This is a genomic window from Paenibacillus thalictri (assembly GCF_004307995.1).
Lineage (GTDB): Bacteria > Bacillota > Bacilli > Paenibacillales > NBRC-103111 > Paenibacillus_AF > Paenibacillus_AF thalictri.
Genome location: NZ_SIRE01000020.1, coordinates 44,882 through 62,189, shown reverse-complemented (window position 1 = coordinate 62,189; position 17,308 = coordinate 44,882). Strand labels below are relative to the sequence as shown.

Here is a 17,308-nt window from a genome sequence, read left to right as displayed (position 1 = left end):
CCATCAAAGTTGCCCTTACTTTACAAAATGCGCAAATTACACAATGGTGCCGGTCTGGCTGCCGGTAATTTTTTGCGATATGAACAAAACAATAATGATCGTGACCATCTGCAGCACGCCGTAAGCGCAGGCCGTCCCGAATTCCGAAGCATAGATGCGCTGATAGATCGCCACGGACAATGGGGTGGTTTGGCTGTTGTAAAGCAGGATCGAAGCGACGAACTCTCCGATGCCCTGAACAAACGCAAGCAGCGCGCCGGCCAGGACGCCGTTAAACGCCATCGGAAATACGACCCGCCGGAAGCTGTACCACCACGAAGCCCCCAAATTGCGGGCAGCCTCCTCCACGGATGGATCGGTCTGCATCAGCATGGCCGATGTCGAGCGGAAAACAAGCGGCAGGTCCCTGACGAAATACGCCAGCGGAATAATCCAGAACGTGCCGATCAGCACTTGATTAAAGCTAAACAGCGAAGGCAAGCTGAACGCCGAGATCAAGCTTACCGCCACCACCGTTCCAGGCAGCGCCCATGGCAGCATAATCAATAAGTCCAGCAGAAATCTTCCTCTAAACTTCAAACGAACGGAAGCATACGCCGCCGCCACGCCAAATATAATGAGTCCCGTCGTTGCGATTGCGCTCATCTTCAAGCTGTTGCCGATCGGCCGCCACGTTTTGCTGTTCGTGAACAAATCGGTGTAATGGCTCAGCGTATATTTCGGCGGCAAAATTTGCACCGTCCAGGCGTTATCCACACCAAACGAAAGCAGAATAATCACCAGCAGCGGCAGCATCAAAATAATAATCATCAGCACCGACAGCACGATGGCCGCGTATTTGGCGAATGCGCTGCTTACCTCGGTCCGGTGCACGCCGACGCCTTTGCTTAAGTTCTGGTAGCTGCGCCGGCTCTGATACCATTTCATAATAAGCAGAAACAAAATCGAAACGGCCGATAAGATCGTCGACTGTACGGCCGCCATGTCGAGATTGCCGTTGGTTCGCGATAAATAAATTTGCATCGTCATCGTTCGCTGAATGCCAAAAATGAGCGGAGCGGTGTATGACGCCATCGACACCATAAACACCAGCAGCGACGAAGCAATCATCGCCGGAGTCAGCATCGGCAAAATGACTCTGCGCCACACGTACAGCCGGCCCGCTCCGAGACTGGAAGCGGCTTCCTCCAGCGAAGGGTCGAGACCTTTGGCCGCAGCCGATACCGTCATATAAAAGTAGGGATACATCGTAAAGGTGTGCACCATCAGCACGCCCCAAATGCCTTTTAAGGCAAACGGGACCTCCTGCAGATGAAACCACAGCTTCAACGTCCTCGGAATAATGCCGCTTTCCGCAAACAGAAACGAAAACGAATATACGCCGATCAGCGGCGGCAGGGCAAGCGGCACCATCGCCAGCACGGTCAATATGCTTCTGCCCGGGAAGTTGTAGCGTTCCAGCAGCAGCGCCAGCGATACGCCCACGATGCCGCTCAGCACCACACTGCTGACGGAGATGTACACGCTCGTCCAGAGCGCCTCCAGATTGGCCGGATGCGCAAGATCAAAAAATTTGTTGTACCCCGCCAGCGTAAATTGTTCTTTGACATAAAAGCTTTCCAGAAATATATGATAAAACGGATAAATGACGTAACCAAGCAAGATGAGAAATAACGGCAGCACAAGCACATAAACGAAATACCGGGACGAGACGGCGGAGAAAGGACGGCGGCTGGGCAGACCAAGTTCTGTTTTCACTCACAATCCCCCATGTCCTACAAAATAAAGCTGTTCCTTCGGAATATGAAAGGCGATCTTCTCTCCGCGTTCGCGCAATCGGTGGCTTTGATTGACAAACATCGCTTTCAGCGGCTGCTCTCCGACCTCCGTCACGTAATTGACGCTGGCGCCTACAAATTCGGAGATGACGACCGTGCCGGTGACGCGGTTATTATCGCCAGAAAGCGCTCCGTTCGGTTCGCTGAACGTTTCCCCTCCCGCTTCCACGACGGATTCGGGCCGAATCGATACGGTCACCGCGCTGCCCGGGGCCAGGCTGCAGTCGGAAGACGCATTGCGGGCTAAGCCGCAAACGAGCAGATCGTCGGTGATCCGGACATACACCTCGTTGTTTTCGACTTTTTCCACACGGCCGTCCCACAAGTTGGTCTCGCCGATAAACGACGCGACAAACCGGTTGGCCGGACGGTTGTAGATGTCCTGCGGGCTCCCGAGCTGCTGCACCGCGCCGCCCTGCATGACCATAATGCGGTCGGACATCGCCATAGCCTCCGCTTGGTCGTGGGTCACATAAATCGTGGTGATGCCAAGCTCCAGCTGCAGCTTTTTGATTTCCAGACGGGTTTCCTCCCGCAGCTTTGCGTCGAGGTTGGACAAAGGCTCATCAAGCAGCAAAATGCTCGGTTCGATCACCAGCGCCCTGGCCAACGCCACACGCTGCTGCTGGCCGCCCGACAGCTGGTCGATTCTGCGGCTGCCGTAGCCTTGCAGATGCACCTGCTTTAAAGCCTGCTCCACCTTGTCTTTAATAAACGTTTTGTCTTTTTTGCGCACTTGCAGCCCAAAGGCGACATTTTCAAAAACGGTCATGTGCGGAAATAAGGCGTAATTTTGAAATACCATGCCGGTGTTTCGTTTATGGGGCGGAAGATAAGTGACGTCTCTGTCGCCGAACAAAATACGGCCCGAGCTGGGGTAATAAAATCCCGCGATCATACGCAGCGTCGTCGTTTTGCCGCAGCCGCTCGGACCCAGCAGCGTAAAAAACTCCCCCGGCCGGATGCGGATGTCCACCTCCTCAACGCCGTTCACCTTGCCGAACTGTTTGCTAATGCGGCTTAATGTAACATCGATCAACTTGGACCCTCCTAAGAACTTTGCTTTAGCAAAGTTCACTTCGTAAGCTGGACCTAAGAACTTTGCTTCAGCAAAGTTCACTTAGTAAGCATCGACCTAAGAACTTTGCTTTGCAAAGTTCACTTCGTAAGCATGAATCCTATTTGCAGCAAGGCGGAGTAAGAACTTCTACTCCGCCTCGTATTCGCCTTATTTCTTGCCTTTGCCCTTGATGTTCTGATCCCAATATTCCATCCATTCCTTATCCTTGGCGGTCATGACGTTCCAATCAAGCGGCAGCGGCTTCAGATCCAGCCCCTTCAGCCACGAAGGCAGCGTATCTTTGCTGATGTCTTCGCGGGTCGGGATTTGGAACAACGTTTCCGCAAGCTCGGCCCGCAGCTTCGGCTCGAACAGGAAGTCATAAAACTTCACGGCGGCATCTTTATTTTTGGCCCCTTTGATCACGCCGACGCCATCGACAAGAATCGGTGCTCCGCTGGCCGGATAAACAAAATCGAGCGGCAGCTTTTTGTTCACCTTCTGGAACATCACGTCCTGCAGGTTCCACAAGCCGATAGTGCCCTCCTGACGGGCCAGCTTCAGCAGCATCGCGGTCGGATCGGCGGCGTACTCCTTGGTGTTGGCGTCCAGTTTCAACAACCAATCGTAGCCTTTTTTGAAATCGGTCGGGCTTTGACGGAAAATCATCGCTCCATAAATCGTTCTCATCGTGCCGGAGGGGAGCACGTCGCGGATGATGATTTTGTTTTTGTATTTTGGATCGATGACGTCGTCCCAATCTTTTGGGGCATCTTCTTTTTTGACCGCTTCGGTATTATACATAATGACTTCGGGAAGCAGCATCTCGCCGTACCAGCGGTCTTTGGCGTCCTTGTATTGCGCCGGAATCTTGTCGCCAAAAGCGGGCTTCACCGTATCCAGCAATCCCTCCTCCGCCGCCGTACTCAAAGCCGCGCTGGTGCCGCCCCACCAGAAATCGCCCTGCGGATTCGTTTTTTCCGCACGCACCCGCTCCAAAATTTGCTGCGCGCCAAGCAGTACGATTTCGACGTCGATGTTCGGATACTTTTCTTTGAACTTCGGCATGACAACGTCGGTTACGCTGTTGTCCCGGCCTGTGTACAGCACAAGCTTCTGCTTTTCGGCAGGTTTCGGAGCTTCCGCAGGTTTGGCCGTCTCAGCCGGTTTCGGCGCATCGGGTGTTTTGGCCGGTGCGGGCACAGGTGCAGGCTGGGCTGCGGGCGCGCTCCCGCCGCCGCACGCGGACACGGTTAATGCCAATGTCATCAGGACGCTTGCAAACAACGTTTTTCTTGCTTTCCCCTTCGTTCTCACAAAATTCCTCCTAAATTATAGTGAGCGGCATTTGATCGGACACCGATTCCAGCACACAGTGCACAGCTCCGACAATTCCCGCTTGTTGCCCAAGCGAAGCCTTTCTGATGTTTGGCACGACAGGCACCCATGACGCCAGCTGCCCCATCATCTCCTGCAAGCCTTCCTCGTGAATATGTATCATTTCGCCGCTTAAAATAAGCAGCTCGGGGTTAAGCACACTGAGCACATTCGCGATACCGAAGGTCCAATGTTTGAATATGTCTTTAAGCAGCGCTTCAGCCTTATTATCCCCGTTCCTTGCCCGGACGGCGAGCTGTTTTACCGCACTCTCGGATTCGTCGACGACACCGTCGCCATATATCTTCTTCGTTTTCTGAAAAATGCCGGGGAGCGCATAATTTTGCTCGAACACGCCATAGTCCCCGAATTGCCGGCTGCCGAACGCGCCGATCATCATATAACCGATCTCGCCCGCCGCCTCCGTGCTGCCTCTGTACAACTGGCCGTCAAGCACGATGCCCGCCCCGATCCCGGTCCCGACATACATGTAGACCAGATTGGAAAAAGCGGCGCCGACGCCTTCGTAATATTCGCCTAACGCCATCATATTGACATCGTTATCGATGATGACCGGAAGACCAAGCCGTTCCTCAATTTCCTTCTGTACGGGCAGTCCCATCCAGCCCGTACTGGGAGCGTAGCTGATCGTACCGCTGCGGCGCTGGGTAATGCCGGGCAAGCCAACGCCGATACCAAGCAGCTTGTTTTTATCGGTGCCGCTGTCCTTAAGCAGAACTTTTAGTCCGCTCTCCAGCTCCTGCAGCGCCGTTTCCCCGCAATTCGGCTGAGCCAGATGAGTGCGGTAACGCGCCAAAATGCTGCCTTTCAAATCGGCGATCGCCAGCTGCAGCTCGCTGCCTTCGAAGATGGCACCCGCCACCGCAAACGCCTGCGAATTGAAGTCGAGCAGGATCGGTTTGCGACCGCCTCGGGACTGGCCGATTCCCGCCTCGTAAATCCAGCCCTCTTGGATCATTTCATCGACCAAAGCGGAGATGCAAGGCCGGCTTAACCGCGTCTCCTTCGCCAGATCGGCGCGGGACATGCTTTTTTGCTTAAGCAGCTGCAGAATGTCCTTACGGTTTAATTGCTTCACAAACTTAGTGCTGCCTGTTCGGGTTCGCGATAACAACGACTTGGATCACCGCCTTCATTAGTTAATCGAACTAACAAAGTGTTTGTAAATATATTACAGCCCGACTCGAAAATTTGTCAATATTTAACTTTACATTTTTTTACTTTATATAATTTTCTTGACATGCCGTTCCCACTTGCATTACAACTCATAATATACTCCATCCATTTTCTCATTCACCGGCGCTATGCCGCTAAGCGAAAGGTTGTGGTCGTTTGATGCAAAAACAGAAGCTTCTGCTTGATTTGCTGAAAGCTGAATTTAAATTGGCTACGGGCTGCACGGACCCGGCAGCGATTGCATCGGCGGTTGCACTGGCCGCAGAACAGCTGCCGTCCAGGGATGTACAAAATCTAGATAAGATCGAGCTAGAGCTCAGCCCGAACATTTTTAAAAATGGATATAACGTCGATATTCCCGGCACAACCGGAAAAGGCATTCCGCTCGCTGCCGCATTAGGTTATGTGATGGGGCAATCGAAGGCGGGTTTTGAAATATTTCACGGTCTAACCGGCGAGCAGGTCCGGCTGGCAGAATTGACCGTTGCACAACAGCAAGTGGAAGTACGCGAGAGCCGCACGGATACGGAATTGACTATTAAGGCCCGCATTACGGCAAAAGATGGCGGGACGGCCGAGGTTACTGTGAGGCGGGACTATCTTCGCGTCTGCCGCATTGCAGTGGACGGCCAGATGATCTATACCCGTCCAGAAGAAGCCGATGAAACGCTGCTGTCTCTGGGGTACAAGCTGGAGGATCTGGTTTGTTTTGCGGAAACGGTCGCTTTGGAGGATATTGATTTTGTTCACGAGGGCATCGAGACAAATAAAACTTTCATCCTGGAAGGTCTGCGGCAGCCGCGGGGACTGAAAATCAGCCAGGCGTTTGCCAAACTGTTTCCGCAGTACGGTGCTTCCGAAGATCTTGGCATGAAAATCAAAATCCTCACCTCCGCGGGGGTCGATGCAAGAATGGGCGGCTGCCCCCTGCCGGTCATGTCGAGCGCGGGAAGCGGCAACCTGGGTCTCGGCGCAACCGTGCCGTTGTGGGTGGTCAGCGAGCAGCACGGATTGCCGCAGGAAACGCTGCAAAGAGGGGCGGCGCTGGCCAACCTGATTCATATTTACATGAAGCAGCTGACCGGAAGATTAACCTCCTCCTGCGGCAGCATTCTCGTGGCGATGGGCACCAGTCCGGCGATTGTCTGGATGCTTGGAGGCAGCTTGCCCCAAATGGCTGGAGCGACGAAAAACATCGCCGCCGGACCAACCGGCATCATCTGCGACGGCGCCAACTACGGCTGCTCCTTCAAAGTCAGCTCCACCGCCGTGGAAGCTTATTATTCGGCGCTGCTTGCGCTTCAAGGCGCCATTGCCACCTCATCCGACGGCATCGTGTCGGATGACGTCGACGAGACGATTCGCCATGTCGCGGGCGTTTTTACTGAAATGAACCGGCTCGACCCGGTCGTGCTGCAGATGATTAACGGCAGCTTTTTGAAAACAAAACCATACGGGTTGTCCGTTGAACCAAAGGAGGGGATCGAATGAATCGGAGTTATGATGTCATTATTGTCGGCGCTGGCACAATGGGAAGCACGGCCGCTTATTTTCTCGCCAAGCAAGGGATACGGACGCTGATGCTGGATGCGCATCTGCCTCCGCACGACCGGGGGAGCCACCACGGAGACACCCGGATCATCCGTTTCGCATACGGCGACGGCGAGATGTATGTACCGCTGATTCGGCGCGCATACGAATTGTGGCGGGACATGTCGGAGGAAAGCGGCGCCAAGCTGTTTGCCCAAACCGGCGTGCTCAGCTTCGGAAGACCGGACACGAACCTGATTAAAGAGGGGATCAAAAGTGCCTCCCGGTTTGGCCTGTCTTACGAGCTGCTTGCCGCAGAAGAAATCAGGAAACGCTGGCCGGGAATCGGCGTCCCGGACGATGTGGTCGGCGGCTGGGAACAAGGAGCCGGCGTATTGTTCAGCGAGCAGTGCGTCCGCACCAGCCTGGAAATGGCGCTGGCTTCACCGGCAGCGGAATTTAAACAGGCGGCGGTGGAAGCGGTAGAGCTTCACCCGGACGGGTGTTCGGTGCGTACATCGGAGGGCCTTTTCCGGGCTGACCAGCTTATCGTGAGCGCAGGCGCTTGGACGGGCAAGCTGATGAGCGGATTGTCACTGCCGCTGCAGCCGCTCCGTAAAACGGTCGCTTGGTTTGAAGCGGAGGAAGCTCTGTACGATCAAAGCGTATTTCCGGCGTTTATTTGCTCCGATGCGGGACAATTTTATTACGGCTTCCCCAGCATTGGGGGCAGTGGAATCAAGGTAGGCAGACACGATGGAGGTCAAGAAATCGATCCGGATACGATGAACCGGGAATTTGGCGGTTATCCCGAGGATCGCGGGGATGTCACCGCGTTTATGGAGAAATTCATGCCGCAAGCCGCGCGGCGGATTTTGGCGGGAAAAGTATGCATCTACACGATGACGCCGGACGAGCATTTTATCATCGACCATCACCCGGAATATCCTCACGTGAAGCTGGCATGCGGTTTTTCCGGCCACGGCTTCAAGTTTGGCAGCGTGGTCGGCGAGGTACTAAGCGAGTTGGTTGTGAACGGAGCGAGCAAGCTGGACATATCGCCGTTTTCGTTGTCGCGGTTTGTTTGATGGTGAGCGAGTACCATATGTGACACCGGGAGGCGTGCTCGGGATTTAGACTACCGTCTGGTCAGCTTTCCGTGGACCACAAGCCTGCCTGCCTTCGGATCCAGCGTATAATCGCAAGTGGACAACGTAATAATCCGATCCCCGGCACCATGCTCCATATCTGTCTTATAAAGAGAGCGTTCACGGATTTGCTGTAAAAAAAGGGTGAATTCCGCGGCATCGGCAAATTCCGTTTCAATGTAATTGACGTCGGCTGTCGTTGTATATACAGAGAAAATATCCACATCGTAGCTTGCCGACAACGTATCGTATCGAAATGTGCGGTGTTTTTCAAAAAAATCGCGTTCCATATATTTTTTTAAATCTCCGAACATCGTCCCGTTTTTCATCCGATGACCATACAAGATCGTATTCCGTTCGGCCTCAAGCGGCTTATTGCGAAAATCCATAAAAATGCTGCCCGCATCCGATTCCTCCCGCTTATAGCTGCGGTGCAAATAATATTCATTGTCTGCCGCTTGCAGCACAGGATAGTCGATGGATGTATCGCCCACCTTCACCCAGCCGACAATGTCCGGATTCAGGGCAAGCAGCCCGCGGAACGAGTCGCGGATCACCGGGAACGGAAGCTGCAGTTGACTCGGCAAAGACGCTCCAGCAGGCAGCATGCCGGCAATGTCCGAGGAGGCAGCGCGCCCAGCGCCTAAACGCTCGGCAATATCCGGAACCGCCGCGGCACGTTCAGCGCCAACGCTATCGGTTATGTCAGGAGCTGCGGCCCTGTCCGCGCCAGCCTCACCGGACCGCATTCCGACGGATTCCCGCCCGGTGCTGGAATCCGATTCCGCCGCTAATTGGCTCTTGCCGGACGAGAACGCCACGGAATCCGTTTGCCCGGCCGATACGGCCAATGCCGCCGTTCCTGCATTTTCCGCACCGTAATACAATTGCCGTGCCTCCGCCGCATCTTTGCGAACCTCGTAGCTCCCTGCGGCCATAACCGCGAGCTTCCATACAGACAAACCAAAAGCCCCCAGGCATATGACAATAAGCAGCCTGCGGGCAATCACCGAATGGATCCCTGATTTGAATATTACGGTTTGTTTGTTCATGGACACACCTTCTTATTGCCTACTTTATATGCCTACAGGGACGATGTACAGCCCCGCCTCCCGATCCTGCCTGACCACGGCATCTACACCGTATATTTGTTTCACTACGGCTTCCGTTACAATATCTCCGGGAGCACCTTTCATGACAATTTCCCCGTTTTTCATCACGATAAGACTATCGCTGTAACGAATCGCCTGATTAATATCGTGCAGCACCATCACAATGGTCAGACCGTACAGGCTGTTCAGGCTCTTAATCAATTCCAACACTTCGAACTGGTAATATATGTCAAGATAGGTCGTTGGCTCATCCAAAAATAAAAACGGCGTGCTTTGAGCAAGCGACATAGCAATCCATACCCTTTGCCGCTCTCCGCCTGATAATTGATCTATGGTTAATTTCCTTTTACCCAGCAAATTAGTGCGTGATAAAGCCTGCTCAATAGCCGCTTCATCTTCGTCGCCGCCGGGCTTAAACATGCTTTTATGCGGCATCCGGCCAAATCCGACCAATTTCTCCACGGTCAAATCGGACGGCGCATCGTTATGCTGGTGCACCACCGCCAATTTTCGGGCAAGCTCCTTCGGTTTATACATATGAATCGCTTTGCCGTCGAGCACGATCTGCCCCTTGCTTGGGGCAAAATTGTTCGACATGACACCCAGCAGTGTCGATTTGCCGCAACCGTTGGGACCAATCACTGTGGTGATTTTGCCAATGTCGATCGTGCTGCTTACGGATTTCAACTGATCCGTTTTTTTATCGTACGAAAATGTTACCTCATTAATTTCCATGGACCCGCTCACTCTTTCTTAGTAAAAATATGAGAAACGGCCCGCCGATTACGGTCATAATGATCGATGCCGGAATTTCCGAAGGAGCCAGCACCGTTCTGCCCAGCGTGTCGGCCGACAGCATCAGCAGCGCTCCAGCCAGCGCGGAGAACGGAATAAGCAGCTTATGATCCGAACCGACCAAAATCCGGGCAATATGCGGAATGAGCAGCCCGACAAAAGCGATCAAACCGCCGATCGCCGTAGCTACCGCCGCCAGCACCACGGCCACTGCCGATACGAGAAGCCTGGCACGAGATACGTTAAGCCCCAAGTTTTGCGCTGATTTATCCTGCAAAGCGAGCAGATTGCACCACGAACTGAGCAGCCAGGCGGCAATAAGCCCTAGCGAGCCGTACAGTACCATGGAATGCACGTCATTCCACGTTTTCATCGCAAAAATCGAGGTTGTCGCCTGATTGACACTTGTCACCGCATAACTGCCCCGGTAGTTAAACGACTGACCCAAGCCGGTAAACGTGGCGTTGACCGCAATACCGACCAATATGATCCGAATCGGACTTAAACCAGACTTCCAGGAAAGCGAATAAACGAGAAAGCAAGCAAGCGCTCCGCCGAGAAATGCAAATACCGGCAGCCAGAAAAACATTTTCGGGAACAATGTGACAAATACTAAAGAGATCACGCCCGCTCCTGAAGAGATCCCGATCACACCCGCATCGGCAAGCGGGCTTCTCATCACAGCTTGCAGCAGCACACCGGATACGGCAAGCGCCGCCCCGACAAATACCGCGATAATGATCCGTGGAATCCGCAGGTCTTTGATGATTTGCACGCTTTTGTTGGTCCCGCTGAACAAACCCTGAATTAACTCCAGGCTGCTCACCTTAATGCTGCCGGTCGTCGCCGATACAATCATGAGTGCGATCAGCAAAATAATAACCGCGACCATACTAATCCATTTTTTGTTCATTGCCGACTTCCTTTGTGTACGAAATGAAGTGCGAAATTAGGGGTACAGCATTTTCATCAGCGCGTCAAGCGCTTCGGTGGCGGCCAAATTGCCGGTTGTGCCAAACAGCTCTTCCTGCAAATCGTATACCCTGTTGTTTTTTACGGCTTCAAAGTGCTTCCAAATATCGTTTTTCTTAAACTCCTGGTCGAACATCTTAATTACTTCTTCAGGCATCCCGTGTGCTGCCCGCAAAATGACGTCGGGATTGGCTTGCTGCAAATATTCGGTGTTGGACGCAAGATATTCGACTTTCTCGCCTTGCACGATATTTTTCCCGCCTGCAAGCCGGACCAAATCGCCGATGTAAGATTGGTCGGTCGCTACCAAATAACTTCCCGGCACGCCCAGCAAGATGAGCACGGACGGTTGCTTTTTGCCTTCCGTTTGCTGCTTGATTTTGGCCATTGTATCGTTAAATTTGGCAACGATCGCTTCGGCTTGCTTCTTTTTATCAAATTTCGTACCAAGCGCCATAATTTCGTTATTCATTTTATCGACGCTGGTCAGATTCAGAAATTGGGCGTCGATCCCCGCGTTTTTAAATACCGGGGCCAAATCATATTCCAATGTCGTCACAGACAGCACATCGGTCGGATCAAGCGATTTGACAATTTCCATATTGGGCGTCATCGGGTTACCGATCTGCGGAATCCCGTCGTACCTTTTGGGAAGCACTTTGTAGCTTTTGGGTATGCCGACCAAATCGACATCCAATGCATCCATAATTTCAGTTGCAGCTACAGTTGTGGCAACAATCCTATGAGCAGGCTTGCCCGGAGCTGTCGAAGCTTCCGTGCCGACCGTCTGGGGCGCTGATTCTCCCGAAGCGGTACAGCCTAATAAAGCTAGCAAGCTGGCGGTTAGCAATACGGCGCCGATCGTTCTCATTGATTTTATCATCCGTTCTTTTCCCCCTTTCAATGCTGGCCATTCTGAATATCGTAATACAGTGTTCCCTTTGTTCTTCTCCAAAAAAGTTGAGGAGGACGCCGGTCTCCCGGCATCCCCGCTTAAATGAAAGCATATTGGTTTCGCGTGTTATTTATTCGCTAGCAGCGCCAAAATTAAAGTAACTGCTTCCGCTCTTGTCGCGCTCGCATTCGGCGCAAACAAATTGTTGTCTCTTCCGTTGATGATACCTTTCTTGGAAGCTGCTGCAATTTGCGCGTAAGCCCACTGTGGAACTTGACCCGCATCCGCGAAGATCAGCTTGTCATTGGCATCCGTCGGCAGACCAAGCGCTCTGACCACCATAACCGCAATTTCCGCACGCGAGATGTTTTGTCCACCGCGGAATGTGCCGTCCTCATAGCTGCTGATAATGCCGGCGCCAACCGCTTGCTCCAAGGATGGTTTTACCCAATCCGGAACATTGCTTAGATCGGAGAAGGTCAAGTCGGCTTTTTGGCCTTCCAGCTTCAGAGCCCGGTTCAGCATAACCGTAAACTCGGAACGTGTCACTTCGCCGTTCGGACGGAATGTGCCGTCTTCGTAACCATTGACGATACCAAGCGATACAGCCTGCTCAATGGAAGCTTTTGCCCAGTGATTGCCGATATCGCTGAGGCCAGCAGCAGTTCCCTGGTCGCCGCCGTTAGCGGCTGCAGCTTGCTCTGCTGCTTGTTGTTCTTCGATCTTTTTGCCTAAAGCATCGATGTTAAACAACAGATCGACATCGACATTTTCAAGATTTTTCTTCAACGTTGGAATGTAGCCGTCACCGTTTGTTTTGGCTTGCTCCACTGCTTTCTCATGTTGTGCCAATTCTTCATCGGTCGGTGGAATAACCAGCGCAAGCTGCACATGGATTGGTGACGTAAAATCCTTCACTTCAAAGTTCACGACACGGGTGTTCGCTTCTTCGTTTGTGCTTTGTGCAGCAATGGAAGATAACACCGTTTCGGATGTTACTTTCATGCCATACTCAGCTGCATTTTCGATCGGTTTGACCGTTTCCATTTTAAAATCGTCTACCCGTTTATGGTCGTTAATCGTTAAGGAGACAGTTCTTTTGCTGTCCTTAACAATCAGCTTGGCAGGATGTGCAAAAAGCGAATTATAATTCGAATCCAGATTGCTCTTATACTGTAAAGTCTTGAAATCGAGATCGTATTCGCCATCTTTCAGCGAAGCTACGGCCGATGCGGCTCCGCCGCCGCCAAGTGTGGCATCCGAGCTGGTCTTTTGAGCGCTGGATTTATCAAACGAGATTTCCACATCGTAGGAGTGGAAATAGTTCATTTCCGCCCAATCGATTTTGACCCAGCCTTTCAATCTGGAAGACAAGTCCTTCACTTCAAATTTCACAACGCGGGTATTTTGCTTATCGTCTTTGCTGACCACTTCAGTTTCTGTAAGCGATCCGCTGCTTTCCGTTTGGAACGATGTAATTTCTTTGCTTTGCTTCAGAGTCAGCGAGAAATACATTTTGCCGTTTTCCACCGAAAGCAAACCTGGAGTGATGACATAACCCTGCATGACGGATGGCTCGCTTGTGCCGTATTTCATGATGGTGTAGTTCATGGTGTATTTGCCGTCGGTGAAGGTAGTAGTACTGCCGCAGCTACCGCAACCACCGCTGCTTCCGCCTGTGCTTCCACCTGTACCACCGGTTCCGTTGCCGTTTTCATTGTTTCCATTTCCGGAATCAACTGTGCCCGTCGGAGAAATGCTGCTGAACTGCATTCTGTAGGAAGATTCCACGCCGCCAGTCATCAAGAATAATTGATAAGTTGCTGTCAAATCATCTACATCAAACGACATATTGGAATCACCTGCAGCCAGTACTCTAACCAGGCCCGGGCTCTTCGCCGCTGTTTCCGTTGTAACTGTCGGAGTAAATGTTCTTTTAATGGTTCCATCCGTATTCAACTGGTTGATCTTCGATGCCGATACACCGCTTTTTAGCTTGAAGGTAACGGTCTGCTTGCCGTTCTGCACCTTCAATCCGCCTGTAGTATCAACCAAATTAGTGATTGGAGGCGCACTCGGATCATCAGCAGGTGCGGTAAAACCAAAGTTGTACTGACCTGCATTTACTGTCTGTGTAATTGGCAAATTAACGCTACCGAATCCTAGCTCGATCTCATATTGTTCGTTGTAAAGGAAATCCGGAGACACCTGCCAATAAATTTTCACTGTTCCGAGAAGCCTTGCCGACAGATCGTTAACTTCAAATTTCACAACACGTGTATTTGCAGTTGTGTTAATATCTGAATTTGTGGCTTCGACAAATATGGCGTTGCCACTGCTGTCCGTTCCTGTCGATGTTTTGAAACTGGTTATCTCCGCACTTTTGTTAAGCGTAAACGAAACATATTTTTTGCCGCCCTGCACGAGTAATTTGCCGCTGGACCTATCGACATAATCATACATGACCGACCGTTCATTGCTATCTTTTTTGAAAATTGTATAGTCGATGTTGTACGTACCATCCGGTATTGCTGCTGCTCCTGTGCCCGGACTGGTATTGCTATTGATGACGGAGGCGTTAAATGTATCAAGCGCCGTTTTCAAGGCTGCCGTGGCATCATTCACCTGTTGCTGCGTAGCACCCGCGTTGCTAGCTACTACCTTAGCTGCATTGATCGCTGCAAGGAGCACTGCTTTGGAACCGACAGGGTATTGCCCATTCTCAGTACCCTCCACAGCTACATTGTACCTCGATTGCGCGTTTGTGATTAGCATGTTCAACGGCGACTGAGCACCTACGTCGAACTTTAAGCTGAAAGTATAAGTGTGATTTGCCGCAGGGACAGTTAATTGCGCATCAAAGAAATCCGATAAGTCATTAACCTCAAACTGGAATGTTCTAAGATTCGCCACTGTATCGGTGTTTGCAATTTCTGCTTCTTTCAGTACGCCGTTCTGTCCAACTTTCAAAGATGAGATCAAGGTTCCGCTAGTTAACGTAAGAGCGACTGTTTTTTTCCCCTGCCGAGTCATTATTTTGCCGGGCTTCTTAAAGAAACCGGCCATCTGAGGATATAATGCTGTTTTATCGGCAGTCCACACATCAAAAGTCAAATCGTTTATTTTGCCAGCATCAAATACTGGGATATTGCTTAACCCGATCTCCACGTCGTATTCATGATCGTACAAACCAATAGGAGGGGGCAGCTGCCAATAAATTTTCACCCATCCATTCGAACGGGATTGCAGATCGCTTACTTCAAAACGTACAACTCGCGTATTGGCGGATGTGTCCTGATCTACCGTTTCCGTCTCCGTCAGCACGCCTGCCTTCTCGGTTTTGAACGACTTGATTTCCGCACTTTGCTTTAGTTTAAAAGATACGTATTTTTTATCGCCCTGAACGGTTAACTTGCCACTCGCAGGATCGACGTAATCGTACATGACGGATTGCTCGCTGGTTCCTTTTTTATAAATCATAAAACCGATGTTATAATCGCCGTCAAGCAGCGCTCTGGAAGCGTTAAACGAATCTAGCGCCGCCTGTAGCGTGACTGTTGCCTGATCCACTTGCTGCTGTGTGGCTACTACGTTGTCTGCTACTGTTTTCGCCGCATTGATAGCAGTCTGCAAAACGGCCTTGGAACCGGCGGCAGCCTGACCATTCACCGTTCCTTCCGAGGTTATATTGTAATAGGTTTGCGCTTCGGTAATAAGCGTATTTAACTGCATGTTATTGCCTACGTCGAATTTCAGGCGGAAATTATACCGGGCTTCGTGTGCCGGTTGCAGAGAGAGTACGTGTACCTGCACATTAAGCAATTTGGACAAATCATCTACTTCGAATTGGAACGTTCTCGTTTTGGCCACTTCATCGAAGCTGACAATTTTCGATGCGCTCAATTCACCGCTTTGCTCAACGTTAAAATCGGGTATAATATCTCCAGAATTCAATGCTAGCGTTACGATTTTTTTACCTTGAACCACAGATAATTTAGCCGGTTTCACTAAATATCTTTCCATTGCTGCATACGCTTGATCTTTAGTTGCGTCCCAAGATTGAAGATTCAAATCATATGTTACAGCAGGCAGCACATTCAACGTAAGGGAAGTATCACTTGCTTTCAGCTTGCCTCCGCTTTGGTTAACCAGCGAGATGTCGCTGAACGAAACGGTTGCTGTACTTGCCGTTGATACAGACTTAGCCGTAAACGTCGGCTGTAAAATATTTGCCGCATTCGTGCCGACAGTCACCGGAGAAGACCCGCTCTTCAAATCCACGTTAATTTTATATTGTCCCGGAGTAATTTCCGTTTTGGTCGGAGTATTAAAATTCTTTTGCGACGTGCTAAGACCCGTCAACTCCAACTTGCTGGAATCAAACGTAATCGTTGCTTCATAGCCATATACTTGCTGGTAAACACTATTGGATACATTGCTAATCGTTTGTGTAAGATCCAGCTTTGTACCTGAGTAAACCGATGTCGTAACCGCCGTTACGCCTGCAACGGGATCACCATCCGCCGCCATTGCCGCCGGAACGGGCACTCCTGTCAGGACCATAAACAATACGAGCAAGCCGGACATCATTTTCTTGAATTGCCTGTTCAAAATTCTCCCACTCCTTTACATTCCAGACTTTCTTGTTTTAGTTATGTACCCGAGGCACAATACCGATGCCGCCAGTACAATGATCCACAATGCGGCCGAACTAGGATCCCCTGTTTGCGGGTTCAAAGCTGCGGCTTGGCTCTTGCCGGCGGATGCCGATGCTTGCGCTCCGCCTGCGGTTGCCGAAGACACTTGCGTTTTCTGTGCCGGCGCCTCTTGCGCTTTTACCGCCGATGCCTCCGGTTTGCTTGCTCCGCTCGCTGCAGCCCCGGCAGCCGGTTTCGTTTCAGATGCGGCAGGAGCCGCTTTTTCTTCGGCCTTTTTCAGGCTTTTCTCGTCAAAGGCAAAACGAATCGTGTAGTCATGATCGTAATCGATGGACTCCACGGTTACGTGAATTTTCGAAAGTAACGGTTTGGACAAATCGTCGTTCAGCTTGAATCTGACGATTCTTGTATCGGCCGTGCTATCGCTGCTCACGACAGCCGCATCGGAAAACCCGCCGTTGTCCGGAACCTTAAATTGCGTGATCCATTTGCTATGGTTCATTTGAATTTGCAGCTCCTGTTTGCCGTCCTTGACAAACAGCTTTGCAGGCTTCTCGAAGTAATCGTTAGCCATCGAAGCCGAATCGTTCTCCGCCTGCTTGATCGTATAACCGACCGTATAAGTGCCATCGGACAATGTTGCCGCCTGCGCACTGGATAACGCAAACAGCGCAAACAAAAACATCAGCACAACCGTTGAAGCTGCTAAGCGTGTTTTCACGTTTA

At 51.4% G+C, this 17,308-nt stretch carries 12 protein-coding genes; 2 read left to right on the top strand and 10 right to left on the bottom strand.

Annotated features, from left to right (window positions below):
• Window positions 1-36: 36 nt before the first annotated feature.
• The 4 genes from EYB31_RS25840 to EYB31_RS25825 form a co-directional block, all read right to left on the bottom strand.
• Window positions 37-1,758: an ABC transporter permease gene (locus tag EYB31_RS25840; protein ID WP_240762867.1), complete on the bottom strand. Its 1,722-nt coding sequence runs from the start codon at window positions 1,756-1,758 to the stop codon at window positions 37-39.
• On the bottom strand, window positions 1,759-2,877 hold the full coding sequence (locus EYB31_RS25835) for an ABC transporter ATP-binding protein (protein WP_131016325.1): 1,119 nt from the start codon (window positions 2,875-2,877) through the stop codon (window positions 1,759-1,761).
• A gap of 189 nt (window positions 2,878-3,066) precedes the next feature.
• On the bottom strand, window positions 3,067-4,167 hold the full coding sequence (locus EYB31_RS25830; protein WP_131016435.1) for an extracellular solute-binding protein: 1,101 nt from the start codon (window positions 4,165-4,167) through the stop codon (window positions 3,067-3,069).
• 58 nt (window positions 4,168-4,225) lie between these two features.
• Window positions 4,226-5,410, bottom strand: coding sequence for an ROK family transcriptional regulator (locus EYB31_RS25825; protein WP_131016324.1), 1,185 nt, complete (start codon window positions 5,408-5,410; stop codon window positions 4,226-4,228).
• Between the two features lie 221 nt (window positions 5,411-5,631).
• On the opposite strand from EYB31_RS25825, the gene EYB31_RS25820 reads away from it, so the two are divergent.
• Window positions 5,632-6,963, top strand: coding sequence for an L-cysteine desulfidase family protein (locus EYB31_RS25820; RefSeq protein ID WP_240762891.1), 1,332 nt, complete (start codon window positions 5,632-5,634; stop codon window positions 6,961-6,963).
• Window positions 6,960-8,090 (top strand): N-methyl-L-tryptophan oxidase, encoded by a 1,131-nt coding sequence (solA, locus tag EYB31_RS25815; RefSeq protein ID WP_131016322.1) that lies wholly within the window; start codon window positions 6,960-6,962, stop codon window positions 8,088-8,090. The genes EYB31_RS25820 and solA overlap by 4 nt, the downstream gene beginning before the upstream one ends.
• A 50-nt stretch (window positions 8,091-8,140) precedes the next feature.
• Here the strand turns inward: solA and srtB are convergent, their stop codons facing one another.
• From srtB to isdC, 6 genes are all read right to left on the bottom strand, one after another.
• Complete coding sequence (gene srtB, locus EYB31_RS25810; protein WP_240762865.1) at window positions 8,141-9,202, bottom strand: class B sortase; 1,062 nt, start codon at window positions 9,200-9,202, stop codon at window positions 8,141-8,143.
• 24 nt (window positions 9,203-9,226) lie between these two features.
• Complete coding sequence (locus EYB31_RS25805) at window positions 9,227-9,997, bottom strand: ABC transporter ATP-binding protein (protein WP_131016321.1); 771 nt, start codon at window positions 9,995-9,997, stop codon at window positions 9,227-9,229.
• A complete protein-coding gene (locus tag EYB31_RS25800; RefSeq protein ID WP_131016320.1) occupies window positions 9,987-10,970 on the bottom strand; it encodes a FecCD family ABC transporter permease in 984 nt (327 codons plus the stop codon). The genes EYB31_RS25805 and EYB31_RS25800 overlap by 11 nt, the downstream gene beginning before the upstream one ends.
• A 36-nt stretch (window positions 10,971-11,006) precedes the next feature.
• Window positions 11,007-11,900, bottom strand: coding sequence for a heme ABC transporter substrate-binding protein IsdE (gene isdE, locus EYB31_RS25795; protein ID WP_131016433.1), 894 nt, complete (start codon window positions 11,898-11,900; stop codon window positions 11,007-11,009).
• 150 nt (window positions 11,901-12,050) lie between these two features.
• Window positions 12,051-16,535, bottom strand: a complete 4,485-nt coding sequence (locus EYB31_RS25790; protein WP_131016319.1) for an NEAT domain-containing protein — start codon at window positions 16,533-16,535, stop codon at window positions 12,051-12,053.
• Window positions 16,536-16,550: 15 nt separating this feature from the next.
• On the bottom strand, window positions 16,551-17,303 hold the full coding sequence (isdC, locus tag EYB31_RS25785) for a heme uptake protein IsdC (protein ID WP_420819474.1): 753 nt from the start codon (window positions 17,301-17,303) through the stop codon (window positions 16,551-16,553).
• Between the last annotated feature and the right edge of the window lie 5 nt (window positions 17,304-17,308).